At 72.1% G+C, this 18,862-nt stretch carries 17 protein-coding genes; 10 read left to right on the top strand and 7 right to left on the bottom strand.

Annotated elements, in window-relative coordinates; translation table 11 throughout:
- Nucleotides 1-62 precede the first annotated feature (62 nt).
- From ACFY0K_RS00390 to ACFY0K_RS00380, 3 genes are read right to left on the bottom strand one after another with little or no spacing between them, the layout of a single operon-like run.
- A complete protein-coding gene (locus ACFY0K_RS00390; protein WP_390637891.1) occupies nt 63-803 on the bottom strand; it encodes a 2OG-Fe(II) oxygenase in 741 nt (246 codons plus the stop codon).
- The gene (locus ACFY0K_RS00385) at nt 800-1,417 is read right to left on the bottom strand and encodes a methylated-DNA--[protein]-cysteine S-methyltransferase (protein WP_390637890.1); all 618 of its coding nucleotides are present in this window, start codon (nt 1,415-1,417) and stop codon (nt 800-802) included. The genes ACFY0K_RS00390 and ACFY0K_RS00385 overlap by 4 nt, the downstream gene beginning before the upstream one ends.
- On the bottom strand, nt 1,414-1,905 hold the full coding sequence (locus ACFY0K_RS00380; protein ID WP_390637889.1) for an RNA polymerase sigma factor: 492 nt from the start codon (nt 1,903-1,905) through the stop codon (nt 1,414-1,416). Before ACFY0K_RS00380 ends, ACFY0K_RS00385 begins: the two co-directional genes overlap by 4 nt.
- A 345-nt stretch (nt 1,906-2,250) precedes the next feature.
- On the opposite strand from ACFY0K_RS00380, the gene ACFY0K_RS00375 reads away from it, so the two are divergent.
- Nucleotides 2,251-3,471 (top strand): metallophosphoesterase, encoded by a 1,221-nt coding sequence (locus tag ACFY0K_RS00375; RefSeq protein ID WP_390637888.1) that lies wholly within the window; start codon nt 2,251-2,253, stop codon nt 3,469-3,471.
- Nucleotides 3,472-3,595: 124 nt separating this feature from the next.
- On the opposite strand, the gene ACFY0K_RS00370 is transcribed toward ACFY0K_RS00375, so the two are convergent.
- Both ACFY0K_RS00370 and ACFY0K_RS00365 read right to left on the bottom strand, forming a co-directional pair.
- Nucleotides 3,596-4,285, bottom strand: a complete 690-nt coding sequence (locus tag ACFY0K_RS00370; protein WP_351498275.1) for a response regulator — start codon at nt 4,283-4,285, stop codon at nt 3,596-3,598.
- Nucleotides 4,282-5,976 carry an ATP-binding protein gene (locus ACFY0K_RS00365; protein ID WP_390637887.1) on the bottom strand — a complete coding sequence of 565 codons (1,695 nt, stop codon included), beginning with the start codon at nt 5,974-5,976 and terminating at the stop codon, nt 4,282-4,284. The genes ACFY0K_RS00370 and ACFY0K_RS00365 overlap by 4 nt, the downstream gene beginning before the upstream one ends.
- A 258-nt stretch (nt 5,977-6,234) precedes the next feature.
- On the opposite strand from ACFY0K_RS00365, the gene ACFY0K_RS00360 reads away from it, so the two are divergent.
- The 3 genes from ACFY0K_RS00360 to ACFY0K_RS00350 all read left to right on the top strand — a co-directional run bounded on the left by ACFY0K_RS00360 (nt 6,235) and on the right by ACFY0K_RS00350 (nt 9,139).
- Nucleotides 6,235-7,095: an ABC transporter ATP-binding protein gene (locus ACFY0K_RS00360; RefSeq protein WP_351955681.1), complete on the top strand. Its 861-nt coding sequence runs from the start codon at nt 6,235-6,237 to the stop codon at nt 7,093-7,095.
- Nucleotides 7,092-7,973: an ABC transporter permease gene (locus ACFY0K_RS00355; protein ID WP_133024889.1), complete on the top strand. Its 882-nt coding sequence runs from the start codon at nt 7,092-7,094 to the stop codon at nt 7,971-7,973. Before ACFY0K_RS00360 ends, ACFY0K_RS00355 begins: the two co-directional genes overlap by 4 nt.
- A 71-nt stretch (nt 7,974-8,044) precedes the next feature.
- On the top strand, nt 8,045-9,139 hold the full coding sequence (locus ACFY0K_RS00350; protein WP_390637886.1) for an ABC transporter substrate-binding protein: 1,095 nt from the start codon (nt 8,045-8,047) through the stop codon (nt 9,137-9,139).
- A 56-nt stretch (nt 9,140-9,195) separates the two neighbouring features.
- Here the strand turns inward: ACFY0K_RS00350 and ACFY0K_RS00345 are convergent, their stop codons facing one another.
- The gene (locus ACFY0K_RS00345; protein ID WP_390637885.1) at nt 9,196-10,518 is read right to left on the bottom strand and encodes a sensor histidine kinase; all 1,323 of its coding nucleotides are present in this window, start codon (nt 10,516-10,518) and stop codon (nt 9,196-9,198) included.
- Between the two features lie 153 nt (nt 10,519-10,671).
- Between ACFY0K_RS00345 and ACFY0K_RS00340 the strand changes: the two genes are divergently transcribed.
- From ACFY0K_RS00340 to ACFY0K_RS00315, 6 genes are all read left to right on the top strand, one after another.
- On the top strand, nt 10,672-11,307 hold the full coding sequence (locus ACFY0K_RS00340) for a hypothetical protein (RefSeq protein ID WP_390637884.1): 636 nt from the start codon (nt 10,672-10,674) through the stop codon (nt 11,305-11,307).
- A gap of 5 nt (nt 11,308-11,312) precedes the next feature.
- Nucleotides 11,313-12,044 carry an ABC transporter ATP-binding protein gene (locus tag ACFY0K_RS00335; RefSeq protein ID WP_390637883.1) on the top strand — a complete coding sequence of 244 codons (732 nt, stop codon included), beginning with the start codon at nt 11,313-11,315 and terminating at the stop codon, nt 12,042-12,044.
- Nucleotides 12,031-12,693, top strand: coding sequence for an ABC transporter ATP-binding protein (locus ACFY0K_RS00330; RefSeq protein ID WP_390637882.1), 663 nt, complete (start codon nt 12,031-12,033; stop codon nt 12,691-12,693). The genes ACFY0K_RS00335 and ACFY0K_RS00330 overlap by 14 nt, the downstream gene beginning before the upstream one ends.
- Nucleotides 12,690-15,344: an FtsX-like permease family protein gene (locus ACFY0K_RS00325; protein ID WP_390637881.1), complete on the top strand. Its 2,655-nt coding sequence runs from the start codon at nt 12,690-12,692 to the stop codon at nt 15,342-15,344. Before ACFY0K_RS00330 ends, ACFY0K_RS00325 begins: the two co-directional genes overlap by 4 nt.
- Before the next feature lie 56 nt (nt 15,345-15,400).
- Nucleotides 15,401-16,147 carry a response regulator transcription factor gene (locus ACFY0K_RS00320; protein ID WP_390637880.1) on the top strand — a complete coding sequence of 249 codons (747 nt, stop codon included), beginning with the start codon at nt 15,401-15,403 and terminating at the stop codon, nt 16,145-16,147.
- 199 nt (nt 16,148-16,346) lie between these two features.
- Nucleotides 16,347-17,072: a lysophospholipid acyltransferase family protein gene (locus ACFY0K_RS00315; protein WP_351955690.1), complete on the top strand. Its 726-nt coding sequence runs from the start codon at nt 16,347-16,349 to the stop codon at nt 17,070-17,072.
- 72 nt (nt 17,073-17,144) lie between these two features.
- Here the strand turns inward: ACFY0K_RS00315 and ACFY0K_RS00310 are convergent, their stop codons facing one another.
- Entirely contained in the window at nt 17,145-18,749 is a 1,605-nt protein-coding gene (locus ACFY0K_RS00310; protein WP_390637879.1) for an alpha/beta hydrolase, read from the bottom strand.
- Nucleotides 18,750-18,862 lie beyond the last annotated feature (113 nt).

Raw genomic sequence — 18,862 nt, 5'->3', positions numbered from 1 at the left:
GCGGGGCATGTCGGTACCCGGCAGGCCGGCAGCAGCCCCCCGTCGTCTCGGTCGTGCGCCGCTCACGCGGCGTCGTGGAAGACGAGGGCGAGGGTGTGGCGTTCGCCGGAGCGGATGGCGGACACGCCGTGCCGGACCGGCGCGGCGGACCATCCGCGGGCGGACGCGACGGGCCGGTCACGGGTGGTGAACACGTATCCGTGGCCGTGCGGCAGCAGCGTGGCGGTGCCCCGGGACTGGGCGCGCGGGCGCTGTTCCAGCAGCAGGAACTCGCCGCCCGTGTGATCCACTCCGGGCTCGTTGAGGTTGATCACGACCTGGAGCGGGAAGACGAGGTCGCCGTACAGGTCGCGGTGCAGGGCGTTCCAGTCCTTCTCGCCGTAGTGGAGCAGGATCGCCGTGGACTTCGTCTGGCCGGCGTCGTGGCACATCCGGAGCCACTCGTCGAGCGAGTCCGGCCATGGCGCGGGCCGGCCGAGCCTGGTCCACCAGTCGCGGGCGATGGGCAGCAGCCGCGGGTACAGCGCCTGCTTGAGCCGCTCGACCGGTTCCGGGTACGGCGTGCCGAAGTACCGGTACCGGCCCTCGCCGAAGCGGTGCCGGCCCATGTCGACGGTGCTGCGGAACAGGGCGTCCTGTCCGTACAGCTCCCTGATCTCGACGGTCTCCTCGGGGGTCAGCAGCTGCGGCAGCAGTGCTCCGCCGTACTCGTCGACCTCGGCGGTGATCGCGTCCCAGTCGCCGGACTCGACGCGGCCGGCCCACGGGTCCGTCTCCGTCCCGGGCGTCTTCGCGGTGGTCATGCCGCGGCCTCCAGGTTCAGCAGCGTGGTCTTGGCCTCGACTCCGCCGACGTAACCGCCGAGGGTGCCGTCGGCACGCAGCACGCGGTGGCACGGGACGACGATCGGCAGCGGGTTGGTGGCACAGGCGGTGCCCACCGCCCGGACGGCCCTGGGGTTGCCGACGAGCTCGGCCATCTCCCGGTAGCTGCGCGTCTGGCCGTAGCCGATCTCGGGCAGACGTGTCTGCACGAGGCGCCGGAACCCGCGGGACAGGGACAGGTCCAGCGTCAGGTCGAAGACCTGGCGGCGCCGGGCGAAGTACTCGTCGATCTCGCGGGCCGCCGCGTCCAGCCGCTTCGGGGCGCGCAGGATGCGCGGGCTGAGCTGCCGGCCGAGGACTTCCAGCACCCGGTCGTGGTCCTCGCCGGCGTACGCCACGCGGACCAGCCCCTGGGGGGTGGCGGCGAGCAGCAGCCTGCCGACGGGTGAGTCGACGGTGGTGTACGCGACGTCCACGAGACCGGCTCGCTCGGCCGCCTGCTCCAGCCGGCGGTGGAGCCGGCCGAGCGTGTCGGCGTCCACGGGCGTCGACAGCAGGGCGGTCATGTCGTCGTCGTGGCGAATGCCGTTCATGATGATGCTCCTTTCGTGATCGCGCCCGGATATGCCTTCCTGAGGTTCCTGAGCCCGTCCGCGGCGGCCCGGCGGGCGGCGTCGGCGGAGCCGCCGAGGATCTCCGCGATCTCGGCGTACGCCAGTCCCGCCACGTAGCGGTAGGCGACGGCCTGGCGCTGCTTGTGCGGGAGATCCTTCACCGCGGCCCACAGGTCGCAGTCCCCGGCGTCCGGGATGCCCCGCCCGGTCGGGCTCTCCGGCACCTCGTCGACGGGCAGGGGGTTCCGTTGCGCGGCCCGCAGCACGTCGATCGCCTTGCGGTGCGCGATCGTCACGAGCCACGCCTCCACGTTCGCCGTCCCGGGCAGGTCGGGATAGGCGCGCATGGCGGAGAGGAAGGTCTCCGACCAGGCGTCGTCCGCGTCGTGCGGGCCGAGGACGACCCGGCAGACGCGCAGCACGGTCGTACCGTGCCGCGCGACCACGTTCTCGAACGGTTGTTTCATGTCCATCCCATTGAAGACGTGCCTATGGTGCCAAAAGCTTTTTTCCAGTTGCTTTCGGATCAGAACGACCGTCCGGTGCCGACGGCGGGGCCGGAACGAGTCGCCCTGGGCGACGAGCGTGCGCGGTCCGAGGCGGTCTCGGTCACGAGGTGCCGCGTGCTCATCGGCGTCTCCCTTCTCCTGACCGGTAGACGTACGCCGCCCGCAGAACGTGAGATGTGGGTCGGTGCCGTCGCGGATCGCGGTGGCGGCACCTCGGCAGCGGACCGCGGTCACGGGGCGGAGACGCCCCGCGGACGACCGGATACAGTGCGCGGTACGGCAGCCTGGGCAGAGAGGGCAAGCGTGACCGACACCAGCAGCACCCGACCCGCCGACAGCGAAGCGCGGGCCCCACGGCAGAGCCGGCTGCTCCGCCTGATGCGCTTTCTCCCCCTGATCGCCCCCGTCCTGCTGTGGGCCGTGCCCTGCTGGCTGCTCCTGTACGCCGGCCAGCACTGGCCGCTGCCCGTCACGTCGGCCGGCACCGCGCTGTTCGCCCTCGGCCTCGTCGGCATGCCGCTCGCGATGGTGCGCGGCCACGGCCGGCGCCAGCAGGACCGGGCGGCGATAGCCGGCGACACCCTGCTGGGCACCAGCTGGGTCCTGTTCACCTGGTCCGTCCTGCTCGGCGTCCTGCTGCGGCTCGCCCTGGCCGTGGCCGGCGTCGGCGGGGGCCAGGACCGGGCCCGCATCGTCACGTGGGCCGTCCTCGGCACGACCGCCGTACTGCTCGCCTGGGGATACGCCGAAGCCCGCCGGGTGCCACGCGTGCGCCGCCTCGACGTGCAACTCCCCCGCCTCGGTGCCGGGCTGGACGGCCTGCGCGTCGCCCTCATCACCGACACGCACTACGGCCCGCTCGACCGCGCGCGCTGGTCGGCACGGGTGTGCGAGACGGTGAACACCCTGGAGGCCGACGTGGTCTGCCACACGGGCGACATCGCGGACGGCACGGCCGAACGCCGCCGCGCCCAGGCCACCCCCCTCGGTACCGTGCGGGCCACCCGGGCCCGGGTCTACGTCACCGGCAACCACGAGTACTACAGCGAGGCCCAGGGCTGGGTCGACCTGATGGACGAGCTGGGCTGGGAGCCGCTGCGCAACCGCCACCTGCTGCTCGAACGCGGCGGCGACACCCTCGTGGTCGCCGGCGTGGACGACGTCACCGCCGAGTCCTCCGGTCTGGCCGGCCACCGCGCCCACCTCGCCGGAGCCCTGGACGGCGCCGACCCCGACCTGCCCGTGCTGCTCCTGGCCCACCAGCCCAAGTTCGTCGACCGGGCGGCAGCCGCCGGCGTCGACCTCCAGCTCTCCGGCCACACCCACGGCGGCCAGATCTGGCCCTTCCACCACCTGGTCCGCCTCGACCAGCCCGCCCTCGCCGGCCTGAGCCGGCACGGCGCCCGCACTCTCCTCTACACGAGCCGCGGCACCGGCTTCTGGGGGCCGCCGTTCCGCGTCTTCGCGCCCAGCGAGATCACCCTGCTCGTACTCCGCTCCCCGCACCCGCCCACCTCGGCGTAGCCGAGGACCCAACAGTCTCCGCCGCCCCATGTCCGGGACGGGCGGCTGCCTCGCGCCGTCTCGCCCGACCGGCGCCACGGACACGCACCCGGCGCTCGCTCCCGCCGCCCTGCCCTGATCCTCCTCAGTGCGCGGCGCGGTAACGGTGCTCGGGGCGTCCGGTGGCTCCGTAGCGCAGTTCGAGCCGGACCATGCCCTCCTTGACGAGGTAGGAGAGATAGCGCTGGGCCGTGGCACGGGAGACCCCGGTACGTTCGGCGGCCTCCGCGGCCGACAGGGCGTCGTGCGTGGTGCGCAGGGTCTGGTGCAGGAGGGCGAGGGTCGGTGCGGAGTGGCCCTTGGCGGGGACGCGGGGCACGGCCGGCGGGCGGGCGGCGCTGAACAGGGCGTCCACGTCCGCCTGGTCGGTCTCCGGGACGGTACCGAGGGCGTCCATACGGTGCTGGAGCTCACGGTAGGCGGTGAGCCGTTCGGCGAGGTCGGGCGCGCCGAAGGGTTTGACCAGGTAGCCGACGGCGCCCAGTTTCATCGCGGTCCGTACCGAGGTGATGTCCCGGTCGGCGGTGATCATGATGGCGTCGGGCCGGTCGCCGCCCTCGTCCCCGCTCAGGCGGCGCAGGACGTCCAGTCCGCTGCCGTCGGGCAGGAAGATGTCGAGCAGCAGCAGGTCCGGGTGGAGGGTGCGCACCGCGTCGAGCGCGGCGTCCACGGTCGCCGCCTGGCCGACCACCTCGAAGCCCCGGACGCGGGACGCGTAGTCGCAGTGGATGCGGCTGACCCGGAAGTCGTCGTCCACCACCAGGGTCCGGATCACCAGCGGTCACCTCCCGCGCTGCCTTCCGCCGCGCCGACCGGCACCGGCAGAACCGTGGTGAACAGGGCGCCTCCCGGGGCGGGGGCGGTGTCGGGCACGGGCAGCGTCACGGTGAAGACCGCGCCCGGCCCCTCGCTGACCGTGATCGTGCCGCCGTGCCGCTGCACCAGCCGGTGGACGAGGGCGAGTCCCAGGCCGCGTCGGGCGGTGCCCCGGTCCGGACGGGTCGACCAGCCGTCCTCGAAGATCGACTCGGTGGCGCCCGGCGGAATGCCCGGCCCGGTGTCGGCCACCTCCACCCGCACCACGTCGACGGCCTCGATCAGCGACAACCGCACCTCACAGCCGCTCGGCCGCGCCGGTCCGTTCGTCGACGCGTCGATCGCGTTGTCCAGCAGGTTGCCGACGATGGTCAGCAGCCGGCGCAGATGCGGCGGCTCCTCGCCCAGCGCGGAGTCCTCGCTGAGGACGATCCGCACCCCGCGTTCCGCGGCCACCGTGGTCTTGGCGACGATCAGCCCCACGAGCAGCGGGTTGCCGATCCGTTCCCGTACGGACTCGGCCAGCGCCTGCTCGGCGCCGGCCGTCTCGACGGCGAACTCGTAGGCGGCGTCGTGGTCGCCGATGTCCAGCAGGCCGGCCACCGTGTGCATCCGGTTGGTGAACTCGTGCTGCTGGGCGCGGAGCGCGTCGGTGAGCCCGCGCACCGAGTCCAGTTCGCGCAGCAGCCCGATGAGCTCGGTGCGGTCGCGCACGGTGACCACGGCGCCCAGCTCACGGCCGTGCAGGGCCACCGGCATCCGGTTGACGACCAGGCAGTGGTCGTCGGTGAGCACGCTGATGTCGCTGCCGGTCAGGGTGCCGTCCAGGGCGCGGCGCAGCCGCCCGTCCGGCAGCACCTCCGCCAGCGTGCTGCCCAGCGCGGTGCCGAGGCCGAGCAGGTCGCGGGCCTCGTCGTTGACGACCGTGATCCTGCCGTCCGGGTCGAAGGCGACGACTCCCTCACGGATGCCGTGCAGCATCGCCTCGCGGTCCTGCAACAACCCGGCGATCTCCTCCAGCTCCAGCCCGAACGTCGTCCGCTTGAGCCGCCCGGCCAGCAGGAACGCGGCCGCCGAGCCGAGCGCCACGGCGATGGCACTGTACAGGCCGAAGGTCGGCAGCTCGTGCCACAGCTCGCCCAGCACGTACTGCTCGGGAATGCCGGCGGACACCTCGCCGACCAGCTTGCCGGAGGGCCCGCGCAGCGGAGCCTTGCCGTTGGCGGACCGCCCGGTCGCGCCCTGGTCGGTGCCGACGTGCGTCCTGCCGTCCAGCACCACGATCGGATCACCCGTCGGTTCGCCGACCAGCGCCGGGTCGGGGTGGGAGTGGCGGATGCCGCGCAGGTCGAGCACGACCACGTACGACGCCCTCGACGCCCTGCGGATCCGCTGGGCCACGGTCTGCACCACGTCGCCGCCGCCCCCGTACTCCATGGCGTGCCGGATCTGCGGGTCGGCGGCCGTGATCTGCGCGATGTCCAGCGCCCGCTGCTCGTAGGCGCGGTCGATCTCGCCGCGCTGCGCGAAGGCGAACAGCACGAAACCGATCAGCCCGGTCAGCGCCAGTATGGCCAGCTGGTTGGCCAGAATCCGCGCGGAGAGCCGTCCCTTCCCGCCACGTCCGACCGGGATACGGATCGGTTTCACCAGGGTCCCTCGTGTCTCTCGCCTGTCGTACGGCTGCCGGATGCGGCCTCTGCGCCGTACCCGTGGTGGCGTGATTGTGCCCCCGGCCTCGGTCTGCTGCCCACCCCCGGTTCGCTGAGCAGAACGAGCAGAAGTCCGGCTAACACGGCTTACGCGAGATACGGAGGAAACAGCGACGTAACACCAGGGGGCCTCTAGCGTCTGCCTTCCTCGACCCCCGAGGTTCGACCCCCGAGGTCAGGAAGGAGACAAACTCAGATGGCTTCGCGAAACGACGCCGCGGTGAGTCCGGTCGCCGGGAAGGCCGGCCCGGACAGCGCGCGAGTCGAGATCTCCGGGCTCACCAAACGGTTTCTGACTCCCGCCGGTGAGGTGTTCACGGCGCTGCAGGACGTCTCGTTCACCGTGGAGCCCGGCCAGTTCTGCGCGGTGGTGGGCCCGACCGGCTGTGGGAAGTCCACGACGCTGGGCATGGTGTCCGGGCTCGACCGGCCCAGCGAGGGCTCGGTCAAGGTCGGCGGCCGTGAGGTGGACGGCGTCACCGACGGCGTCAGCTTCATGTTCCAGGCCGACGCGCTGCTGCCCTGGAAGACCGTGCTCGGCAACGTCCTGATGGGCCCCGTCTTCCGCAAGGTACCCAAGCAGCAGGCCCAGGCATCGGCACGCGACTGGCTGCGCCGGGTGGGCCTCGCGGGGTTCGAGGACCGCTATCCGCACCAGCTCTCCGGCGGTATGCGCAAGCGCGTGGCGATGGCCGCGGCGCTGATCAACGAACCCCGGATCCTGATCATGGACGAGCCGTTCGGCGCCCTGGACGTGCAGACCAAGGCGATCATGTCCACCGAACTGCTCGGCCTGTGGGAGCAGATCCGCCCGTCGGTCATCTTCATCACCCACGACCTCGACGAGGCCGTGGCGCTCGCCGACCGGGTCGTCGTCATGACGTCCAGCCCCGGTTCGGTCAAGGCGGTCTTCGACATCGACCTGCCGCGCCCGCGCGGCTCGGTCCAGGAGATCCGCTTCCAGCCCCGCTTCATCGAACTTCAGCACCAGATCTGGGACTCGCTGCGCGAGGAGGTGGAGCGCGCCTACGCACGCACCGCAGGAGGTACCGCATGAGCACGGCGTCCGCTGTTTCCCCCGCTCCCGTCAAGGGTGGCGCCCCTCCCTCGGCCGCAGCCGTCGCCAAACGCGCCCGTCGGCGCCGCGTCGCCCTGGTCTGGGCGGGCCGCGTCGGCCTCGCGGTCCTGGTCATAGGCGGCTGGCAGGCGTTCACCACCTGGGGGATCGTCGACCCGTTCTTCTTCGGGCAGCCCTCCGGCATCGCCAAGCGGCTGGTCGACCTCTTCCGGCACGGCACCGAGTTCGGGTCCTTCTACGCGAACATCTGGACGACGATCCAGGAGGCACTCGTCGGCTTCGCCCTCGGGGCCGTCGCCGGTGTGGTGTTCGGTGTCGCGCTGGGCCAGAGCCGCTTCCTCGCCGACGTCCTCGGTCCCTACATCAAGATGGTCAACGCGATCCCGCGGATCGTCCTCGGCTCGATCTTCATCGTCGCGTTCGGCATCGGCGTGCTGCCGAAGATCCTGCTCGCCGCGGTGCTGGTGTTCTTCATCGTGTTCTTCAACGCCTTCCAGGGCGTGCGCGAGGTCGACCGCAACATCCTCGCCAACGCCAGGGTGCTCGGCGCCTCCCAGCTGCAGATCATCCGGCATGTCACCGTGCCCTCCGCGCTCACGTGGATCATCGCCAGCCTGCACAGCGCCTTCGGCTTCGCCATCGTCGGCGCGCTGGTCGGGGAGGTGCTCGGCGCGCAGAGCGGCCTCGGCCTGGTCATCAAGACCGCGCAGAACAACTTCGATCCCAACGGGGTGTTCGCGACGATGCTCGTCATCTCGGTCATCGTGCTCGGCGCCGAGTGGGTGATCGGCAAGCTCGAACGCCGGCTGCTGTCCTGGCGTCCGCCGGCCCCCTCCGAGGCGTCCAACGCCCTCTGACTCCTCCCTTCCCCTCCTCCGCTCTTCCCTGTTCGACCTCAGAAGACCTCAGAAAAGGAATGTGGCCAGCCATGTCCAGACGACCCGCCACCGTTGCCGCGTCCGTCCTCGCCGTTCTCGCCCTCGGCGCGGTCAGCGCCTGTTCGAGCAACTCCGGCAGCACCACCGCGAGCAGCGGCTCCGGCGGCACACCGACCGTGAAGCTCATGGTCGGCGGCATAGACAAGCAGATCTACCTGCCCTACCAGCTCGCCCAGAACCTCGGCTTCTACAAGAAGTACGGCGTCGACGTCCAGCTCAGCACCGAGCAGGACGGCGGTGTCGGCGCCGAGGAGGCCATGGCCTCGGGGCAGGTCGACATGGCGGGTGCCTGGTACAACCACACGATCGAGTTCCAGGCGAAGGGCAAGGCGGTCGAGGACGTCGTCCAGCTGTCCGGCGCGCCGGGCGAGCGGGAGATGTGCACCAAGAAGTCGGGCGTCGCCTCGGGCGCCGACTTCAAGGGCAAGACCCTGGGCGTCACCGACCTGGGCTCGGGCACCGACACGCTCACCCAGTTCCTGGCCGCCAAGAAGGGCGTCAAGACCAGCCAGTTCCACCGCATCGGGGTCGGCGCGGGCTCCACGGCCATCGCCGCGCTGCAGAACGGCAAGGTCGACTGTGTGATGACGACGCAGCCGACGGTCGCCGCGATCCAGAAGAAGGGGGTCGGCACCTCCGCGATCGACCTGGCCACCACGCAGGGCGCCACGGCGGCGATGGGCGGTGCCTACCCCGCGGCCAGTGTGCTCGCCCGCACCGACTGGGTGAACGCGCACAAGGACACGGTGCAGAAGGTCGTCGACGCGCTGGTCGCCACCATGCACTGGATCAACTCGCACAGCGCGGCCGACATCGCGAACAAGCTGCCGGCGTCGTTCGTCTCGAACCAGCTGGTGACCAAGGCCGACTACATCACCGCCCTGACCGAGGACAAGGGCCAGTTCCTCCCGGACGGCATCATGCCGGCCGGCGGTCCGAAGACCTCCCTTGCAACGGAGCAGCTGGTCGGCAACGTGAAGGGGTCGGTGGACCTCAGCAAGACGTTCACCAACGACTTCGCCTTCCAGGCCAACAAGACGGAGGGCTTCAAGACCACCACGACGCCGGCAGGACCGACCGGCTGATCCCCACCGGACGGGGCCGCCCAGGTGACATCGACCGGGGCGGCCCCGCGGCATGCTCACCCGCTCGTCGCCGCCCCGTGCGTCCCGTCCTGTCCGACAGGAAGGAGCAGGGTGAACGTGGCCGGGTGTCTGCTGGACAGGGAGAGCCTGCCGCCGAGGGAGACGGCCAGGTCACGCGCGAGGGCCAGGCCGATGCCCGTTCCGTGCCCGTCCCCGGTGCGGCCGCGGTCGAAGAGCCGGGACGGCTCGCCCGTCACGGCACCTTCGTCGCTCACGTCGAAGGCGAGGGCGTCGTCCAGGTCCCGCACCGACACGCGGACGGTGCCGCGCCCGTGCACCCGGGCGTTGTCCAGCAGGATGCCGAGCACTTCGGACACGGCCGCGCCCGGAACGCGGAGATCGGCGGGTACGTCCTGGCCTGCGCACGCCAGGCGTCTGCCGTCCCGGGCGAAGAGGCCGTGCCACCGTTCCTCCGTCTCCCGCAGCAGCTGTCGTACGGCAATCGTCCCGGCGGTGGGGCGGGCCGTCTCCCGGGAGCGGGACAGGCGCAGCACCTCCTCCACCGTGTGGTGCAGGCGCTCGGTGGTGGCCAGCGCCTCGGTCAGCACGGGCCGCAGCCGGGCGTCGTCGTCCTGGGCGAGGCCCGCTTCCAGGGCGAGTTGCAGGCCGGTGAGCGGGGTGCGCAGCTGGTGGGATGCGTTGGCGGTGAAGTCGCGCTCGTGGCGCAGGAGTTCGGAGAGGCTGTGCAGCATCTCGTTGTGGGTGCGGGCGACCTGGTCGATCTCGGCGACGCTGCTCGGGGCGGCCCGTGCCGTCAGGTCGCCCTCGGTCACGGCCCGGCAGTGGCGGGAGAGGTCCTCCAGCGGGGCGGCCAGCGCCCGGGCCTGCCGGCGGGCGACGAGGACGGCGACGCTCAGCGCGAGAGCGGACACACCGAGCAGCAGCGTCCAGGCGACGAGGACCCGGTCGCGCACGGCGACGGCGTTGGACGAGGCCCGTACGACGCCGATCACCTTCTCGGCGTGCGAGACCGGCACGGTCACCACCAGGTCGGCGCCCGCCCGGCCCCTCACCAGCTCACCGCCGAGGGCCTGACGGACCGGGGTGTCGCCGGGCCGCGGGCCGCTGCCGGCACGCAGTCGCAGGTGCGGGTCGTACAGGCCCAGCCGCCCGCCGGCCGGTGGCGCGGGCAGTTCCACCGGGTCGCCGGTCACGAAGTCCGGGCTCACCCGTACGGCCGCGGCCAGGGCCGACCGTTCCAGGGTGTCGCGCTGGTCGGCGTACAGGGACGATCTGATCGCCAGGGCCAGCGGGACGGCGAGGAGGACGACGGCGACCAGAGCGGCGGTCAGGGCGACTCGCACCACGCGCTGTCTCATGCCCTCATCATGCGGGCCGCTCACCTGGGCGGATGCACTGCGCCACACGGTTTTGCCGTCGTCTAACCCGCGGTGGGCGGGGCGTTAACCGGCCGCTTCCTAGCGTCGGTGCCATGACCGTCCGGTCCGAGGCTCCTCTGGAGGGCAGTGACCATGGCAGCACGCGCAAGGACGTACGCGGTCGTCGGGCTCACCCTCGCGGCGGCGGTGACCGCCGGCTGTTCCGGATCCGGGTCGCACGCCGGCTCCGGCAGCCCGGCGTCCGGGTCGACGACCGTCAGCGGCCAGCAGCAGCCGGCACCCACCGAGTCCAACCCGCCCGGCGACATCCCCGACAACCAGGCGTACGTCTCCTACCGGCCCACCGGCGGTACCTTCACCGGCTTCACCGTGAAGGTACCCGAGGGCTGGGCCCGCACCAGCCAGGGCTCCACCACCGCGTTCACCGACAAGCTCAACACCGTGAAGATCACCGCCGTTTCCGCCTCCGGCGCGCCCACGACCGGCTCGGTCACCAACACGGTCGTGCCCCAACTCCGTTCCCAGGTACCGAAGTTCTCCTCGCCCAAGGTGAGTGAGGTGAACCGGCACGCCGGCCGGGTGGTCCTGCTGACCTATCAGGGCGACTCGGCGAAGGACCCGGTCACCGGCAAGGTCGTAAGGGACGCCTTCGAGCGGTACGCGTTCCACCGCGCGGGGCACGAGGTGGACCTGACCCTGTCCGGACCGGTCAAGGCCGACAACGTCGATCCGTGGCGCATCGTCAGCGACTCCTTCACGTGGCGGTGAGCGCCATGTCCGACGGCACCCGGACCGGCGGCGCCGGCGACGTCCTCACGGCCCGCGAGCTGTACCGCTTCTACCGGGCCGGCGAGGAGGAGACACTCGCGCTGCGCGGGGTGTCGCTGAGAGTGGGGCGGGGGGAGACGGTCGCGGTCGTGGGCCCGTCCGGGGCCGGCAAGTCGACCCTGCTGGCGTGCCTGGCCGGACTCGACGAGCCCTCCGGCGGCGAGGTCCGCGTCGACGGCGTACGGATCAGCCACCGGCCCGAGACCGAGCGAGCCCGGCTGCGGGCCCGGCACATCGGCGTTCTGCTGCAGACCCGCAACCTGCTGCCGCACCTCAGCGTGCGCGACAACGTCCGCCTGCCGCAGCGGGCACAGGGCCGCAGGGCCCCCGTCCCGGCCGGCGAACTACTGGCCCGGGTAGGCCTCGCCGACCGGGCGCACACCCTGCCGCGCCGGCTGTCCGGCGGAGAGCTGGCGCGGGCCGGGCTCGCCGTCGCGCTGGCCAACTCGCCCGCCGTCCTGCTCGCCGACGAACCGACCGGTGAACTGGACGGCGAGACAGAGCAGTTGGTACTGGCGATGCTGCGGGAGCGGGCCGCGGAGGGGTGCGCGGTGCTGATCGTCACGCACAGCCGGGAAGCAGTCCGTATCGCGGACCGGGTGATCACCCTGACGGACGGGAAGGCCACCGACGCCCGGCGGCAGGACCACGAGGAGGCACACGATGCCGTCGGTTGAGGTACTTGTCGGTTGCACGGACGTGGCCCTGACCTTCGGCCGTGGGCCGCGGGCGGTCGTGGCCGTGCACGGGGCCGACCTGGAGATCCGGGCCGGTGACCGGCTCGCGATCGTCGGCCCCTCGGGGTCGGGCAAGAGCTCGCTGCTGCACCTGCTCGCCGGACTGGAGCAGCCCACCAGCGGCACCGTCACCCGGACGGCCGCCCTTGGGCCGAACGACATCGGTCTGGTCTTCCAGGGCGACAGCCTGATACCAGCCCTGAACGTGGCGGAGAACACCGCTCTGCCCCTGGTCCTCACCGATCGTCCGGAGAGCGAGGCGCGACGGTGCGCGCTCGCGGCACTCGCCCTGGTGGACGCCGCCGACCTGGCCGACCGGCTCCCCGAGGAGATCTCGGGCGGCCAGGCCCAGCGGGTGGCCGCCGCCCGGGTGCTGGCCCAGGCGCCACGTCTGATCCTCGCCGACGAACCCACCGGGCGCCTCGACCACGCCACCGGCAGCCACGTCCTGGACGCACTGCTGACGGCCGCCGACCGCACCGGCGCGGCCCTCGTCGTCACCACCCACGACCCCACCGTCGCCGCCCGGCTCACCGTCCGCCGCAGCATGCGCGACGGACGACTGCTCACACCCGAGGAAGTGTCGTGATCACCACATGGGCGAGCGGACTGGCCCGTCACCGCACCGGACGGCTGCTGGCCGCCCTGACCGGCATCGCGCTCGCGGTCGCCCTGGTCGCCGCGCTCGGCTCCTTCCTCACCGCGTCGAAAGCGACCATGACCCAGCGTGCCGTGCGCTCGGTCGCCGTGGACTGGCAGGTCCAGGTGCAGCCCGGCGCAGACCCGCGTACGGTCCTGTCCCTGGTGGCCAGGACCCCGGGCACCCGTACCGCCCTGCCCGTCGGCTTCGCGCACACCAGCGGCTTCACCGCCCGCGTGCAGGGAAGCACCCAGACCACCGGCCCGGGCATCGCCCTCGGCCTGCCCGACGGCTACCGCGCCCGCTTCCCCGACGCCGTCCGCACGCTCTCCGGCTCGTCCACCGGTGTCCTGCTGGCCCAGCAGACCGCCTCCAACCTGCACGCGGCACCCGGCGACACCGTCGGCATCCAGTTTCCCGGTGCCGGTCTGCGCCAGGTGAAGGTGGACGGCGTGGTCGACCTGCCGCAGGCCGACTCCCTCTTCCAGACCGTCGGAGCCCCGAGCCAGTCCCAGCCGACCGCGCCTCCCGACAACGTCGTCCTCCTGCCCGCCACCCGGTTCGCCGCCCTCACTCGCGGCGCCACCGGTGTCACCACCCAGATCCACACCGCTCGCGACAACACCCGGCTGCCCTCCGACCCGGCCTCCGCCTACTCCGCCGTCACCGGAGCCGCCCACAACCTCGAAGCACGCTCCGCCGGTACGGCCCTGGTCGGCAACAACATCGGCGCGGCGCTCGACTCGGCCCGCCAGGACGCCCTGTACGCGCAGATCCTGTTCCTCTTCCTCGGTGTGCCGGGCGCGGTGCTGGCCGCCGCGCTCACCGCGGCGGTCGCCTCGGCCGGCGGCGAACGGCGCAGGCAGGAACAGGGGCTGCTGCGGCTGCGCGGTCTGCGACCTCGCCAGATCACCGCCCTCGCCGGTCTGGAGGCCGCCCTGATCGGCCTCGCCGGGGGTCTCGCCGGGCTGGGTATCGCCGCCCTCACCGGCCGGCTCGCCTTCGGCACGGCCTCCTTCGGGGCGAGCGCGGGCACCTGGTCCGTCTGGTACGCCGTCGCCTTCGTACTCGGGGTTGCCGTGGCCGCGGGTGCGGTCCTGGTCCCCGCCCTGCGGGACCTGCGCACGGTCACCGTCGCCGACACCCGCAAGCAGGAGGAGGCCGTACGACGCTCCCGGTCGCCCTGGTGGCTGCGCTACGGCCTGGACTTCGCCCTCCTGATCGGCTCGTGGCTCGTCTTCCGTGCCTCCTCCGGCAACCAGTACGCACTCGTCCTCGCCCCGGAGGGCGTCCCCAGCATCTCCGTGTCGTACTGGGCGTTCCTCGGTCCCGCCCTGCTGTGGATCGGCGCGGCCCTGCTGCTGTGGCGTCTCACCCTGCTCGCCCTCACCCACGGCCGGCCCGCCCTGGCCCGGCTGGTCCGGCCGCTGACCGCGACCCTGGCCGGCACGACCGCCGCCGTCCTGGCCCGGCGCCGCCGCCCGTTCGCCCGGTCGGTGGTGCTGCTCGCGCTCGCCGTCTCCTTCGCGATCTCCACCGCGGTCTTCAACGCCACCTACCACCAGCAGGCCGAGGTCGACGCCCGGCTGACCAACGGCGCCGACGTCACCGTGACCGAACCGCCCGGCGCCCAGGTCCCGCCCACTGCCGGGGCAGCGCTGAAGGTCTCCGGAGTACGGCACGCGGAACCCCTCCAGCACCGTTTCGCCTACGTCGGCTCCGACCTGCAGGACCTCTACGGCGTCCGGCCGGACAGCGTCGCCAGGGCCACCTCGCTCCAGGACGCCTACTTCGCCGGCGGCACCGCCGACCAGCTGATGCGCCGCCTCGCCCAGCGGCCGGACAACCTCCTCGTCAGCGTCGAGACCGTCAACGACTTCCAGCTCTCCCCGGGCGACACCGTCAACCTGCGCATCCAGGACGCGCGCACCAAGTCGCTGCGCACGGTCCCCTTCCACTACGCCGGCATCGCCAAGGAGTTCCCCACCGCTCCCAAGGACAGCTTCTTCGTCGCCAACGCCGCCTACATCGCCCGGGCCACCGGTGACGACTCGGTCGGTGCCTTCCTCCTCGACACCGGCGGCACGAACCAGCAGCAGATCGCCGCCCACCTGCGGAAGCAGCTCGGTACCGGGGCCACCGTCACCGACCTCACCCAGACCCGCGGCACCGTCGGCACCAGCCTGACCTCCGTCGACCTGGCCGGGCTCACCCGCATCGAGCTCGCCTTCGCCGTCCTGCTCGCCGCCGGGGCCGGCGGCCTGGTCCTCGCCCTCGGACTCGCCGAACGCCGCCGCACCTTCGCCATCGCCACCGTCCTCGGCGCGCGGCCACGGCACCTGCGTGGCATGGTCCTCGCCGAGGCCCTGTTGCTGGCCGTCGCCGGCCTGGCCGGAGGCGCCCTCATCGGCTGGGCCCTGTCCGAGATGCTGGTCAAGGTCCTCACCGGCGTCTTCGATCCGCCACCCGCGGCCCTGTCGATCCCCGGTGCCTACCTGGCACTCACCGGGGCAGTCGCGGTCGCCGCCATCCTGGCAGCGGCCCTCAACGGCATCCGCGGCAGCCACCGCCCGGCCGTGGAGGAGCTCCGCGACCTGTGAACGCGGCATGCCCCCACGGCGAGCCCCTCGCCCCGGCGGCTCCTAGGCTGTCGACCATGCGCACGCCCGCCGCACCGGACCGCAGCCGACTGCGCGTCCTCGTCGTCGAGGACGACGACACCATCGGCCGCCACCTGGAAACCGGCCTGCGCGGCCACGACTACGCCCCGACGTGGTGCCGCACCGGAGCGGGCGCACTGGCGGAGGCCGGGCGGGCACCGTACGAGGTACTGCTGCTTGACCTGGGGCTGCCGGACATGGACGGCCTGGACGTCGCCCGGCAGCTGCGCGCCCGCCTCCCCGACCTGCTGATCGTCGTCCTGACGGCGCGGACCGACGACATCGACATCATCGCCGGGCTGGACGCCGGGGCCGACGACTACCTGGTCAAGCCGTTCAGCCTGACCGTGCTGCTCGCCCGGCTGCGGGCGCACCTCAGACGGCAGGTGACAGCCGCGCCGGCCCGGGAGCCGGTGCGGCTGGGCGATCTGGTCGTCGACGTGACGGCCCGCCGCTGCGCCCTGCTCGGCGCCGACGTCCCGCTGCGGGCCAAGGAGTTCGACCTGCTCGCGGTGCTGGCCGCGCGGGTCGGCGAGGCGGTCTCGCGCGAGACGCTGATGGCCGAGGTGTGGGACGAGAACTGGTTCGGCTCCACCAAGACCCTCGACGTGACGCTGGCGGGGCTGCGCCGCAGACTCACCGAGGCGGCGCGGACGGGCGGGCGGCCGGCCCGGCTGCCTCGCATCACCACGTTGCGGGGGCACGGGTACCGGCTGGAACAGCAACCTGCTCCGCCGGACTGAGAACGCGCCCGGGGGTCGTCGGCAGCCATCCGGTGTGCGCCAGGGTGTCCGCTTGTAGTGACCCGGCCCCGTATCGCTGGGACACTGAACCGAAGATCCAGAAAATCTCAACAGCATCCGCCCCGGTCGGCCAAGGGTCAGCTCGAGGACGGCGAAACACACCGGCTCACAGGGGAGCCGGCGAACTGAGGGGCGAGCCGTGTTCTACTACCTGCTCAAGTACGTACTGCTGGGGCCGCTGTTGAGAGTGGTGTTCCGGCCGCGGATCGAGGGCCTGGAACATGTGCCGGCGACCGGACCGGCGATCATCGCCGGCAACCACCTCTCCTTCTCCGACCACTTCCTGATGCCGGCCGTCCTCAAGCGGCGCATCACCTTCCTCGCCAAGGCCGAGTACTTCACGGGGCCGGGGGTGCGGGGCCGGCTGACCGCCTTCTTCTTCCGCAGCGCCGGGCAGATCCCGGTGGACCGCTCCGGCAAGGAGGCCGGCCAGGCCGCGATCCGGGAGGGGCTCGGCGTGCTGGCCAAGGGCGAGTTGCTCGGCATCTACCCGGAGGGCACGCGCTCGCACGACGGCCGCCTGTACAAGGGCAAGGTCGGGGTGGCCGTGATGGCGCTGCGGGCCGGTGTCCCGGTGATCCCCTGCGCGATGATCGGCACCTTCGAGGCGCAGCCGCCCGGCAAGGTCATCCCGAACGTCCACCCCGTCGTGATCCGCTTCGGCAAGCCCCTGGAGTTCTCCCGGTACGCCGGGATGGAACACGAGAAGGCCGTCCTGCGTGCCATCACCGACGAGATCATGTACGCCATCCTGTCGCTGTCCGAGCAGGAGTACGTCGACGAGTACGCGGCCGTCGTCAAGGCCGGGCAGGCGGCGGCGAAGGGCGAGAAGGAGCGCAGGTTCCCGCGGGCGCCGCTGAGTTGAGGTGGCGGACGCAGCGGTGAGGGGCGGCCGGAGTTGTTCCGGCCGCCCCTCGTCGTCGTACGGGAGCGGTGGTTACGGCTGCGGGGTGGCGTGCGGGGTGCAGGTGACGTCCGCGCCGTCCAGCGTGCCGGTGAGCAGGTAGGTGTCGACGCGGCTGTTGATGCACGGGTTGACCAGGCCGGTCACGCCGTGCGAGCCGGCGCCCTGCTCGGTGATGAGACGGGAGCCCTTGAAGCGCTTGTGCAGTTCGACGGCGCCGGCGTACGGGGTGGCGGCGTCACGCGTGGACTGCACGATCAGCACCGGCGGCAGGCCCTTGTGGGTCTTGACGTTCACCGGGGTCTGCTGCTTGACCGGCCAGGTGGCGCAGGGCAGGTTCATCCATGCGTTGGCCCAGGTCATGAAGGGGTACTGCTTGTTGAGCTCGGTGTTGTCGCGGTCCCACTTCCGCCAGCTGGTGGGCCACTTGGCGTCGGTGCACTCGACCGCGGTGTAGACGGCGTTGCCGTTCTCCGAGGTGATGTTGCCTGCCGTGTCGGTCAGGTCCGGGCCGGCCGCGTCGACCAGGGCCTGGGTGTCACCGGCGAAGTACTTGCCGAACACCGTGGCGACCGGGATCCACGAGGAGTCGTAGTACGGCGCGCTCTGGAAGAAGCCGATCAGCTCGGCCGGTCCGACGACCCCGCCGATCGGGTTCGCCTTGCCGGTGGCGCGCAGCTGGAGCCACTTGGCCTGGACGGCGTCCCGCGTGGTCCCCAGGTGGAAGGCGGAGTCGTGCGCGGCGACCCAGTCCTCCCAGTCCTTCCAGCGGCCCTCGAAGGCGACGTCCTGGTCCAGGTTGGCCTGGTACCAGATGTTCTTCCGTGACGGGTTGACCACGCTGTCGACGATCATCCGGCGCACGTGGCCCGGGAACAGCGTCCCGTACACCGCGCCGAGGTAGGTGCCGTAGGAGACACCGAGGTAGTTGAGCTTCTGCTCGCCGAGCGCGGCCCGGATGACGTCCAGGTCGCGTGCCGTGTTCGCGGTGGTCATCTGCTGGAGCATCGCCCGGCCGGTGCGCTCGGCACAGCCGTCCGCGTACTGCTCGGCGAGCCCCCGCTGTGCGGTCTTGTCGGCCTCGGTGTCCGGCACCGGGTCGGCCTTGGGGGCCTTCACGAACTCCTGCGGGTCCTCGCAGGAGATGGGCGCGGAGTGGCCGACGCCGCGCGGGTCGAAGCCCACGAAGTCGTACGCCTTCGAGGCGTTGACCCACAGGGGGTTCTTGTTGGTGACCCGGAGCGGGAAGCGCATGCCCGAGCCGCCGGGGCCACCGGGGTTGTAGACGAGCGCGCCCTGGCGCTCCGCCGGCGTGCCCGTGCTGCCTATTCGGTCGACGGCGAGCCTGATCTGCTTGCCGTAGGGCTCGGTGTAGTCGAGGGGCACGCTGACCCAGCCGCACTGGACGGGCTTGGTCAGGGCCCAGTCGGCCGGGCAGTCGGCCCAGTCGATCCCGGCCTTGGCGGCCCGTGCGGCGGCGATCGCCGCGCCCTGCTGCGCGCGGTCCTGGCCGCCGTGCCGGGCCTCGGCGCCGGCGGCGGGTGCCGCGAGGGCACCGGCGATCAGGCCGGCCGTGACGAGCGCTCCGGCCGAACCGAGCGCCAGCGTCCGGCTCCTCGATCTGAAGTTGTCCCTCAAGTGGGCCCCTCCCCGTACATCATGGCGAATGGTCAGGGGAGATCCTTCCGGCTGTGAGGTCCCTGAGAACAGGGCCCAACAGCCGTCTTTACCAATCCGATAACCGGACGTCG

It is taken from the genome of Streptomyces sp. NPDC001507, assembly GCF_042894765.1.
Classification (GTDB): domain Bacteria; phylum Actinomycetota; class Actinomycetes; order Streptomycetales; family Streptomycetaceae; genus Streptomyces.
Note: the sequence above shows the minus strand (reverse complement) of the source record. Positions and strands in the feature narration are given on the sequence as shown.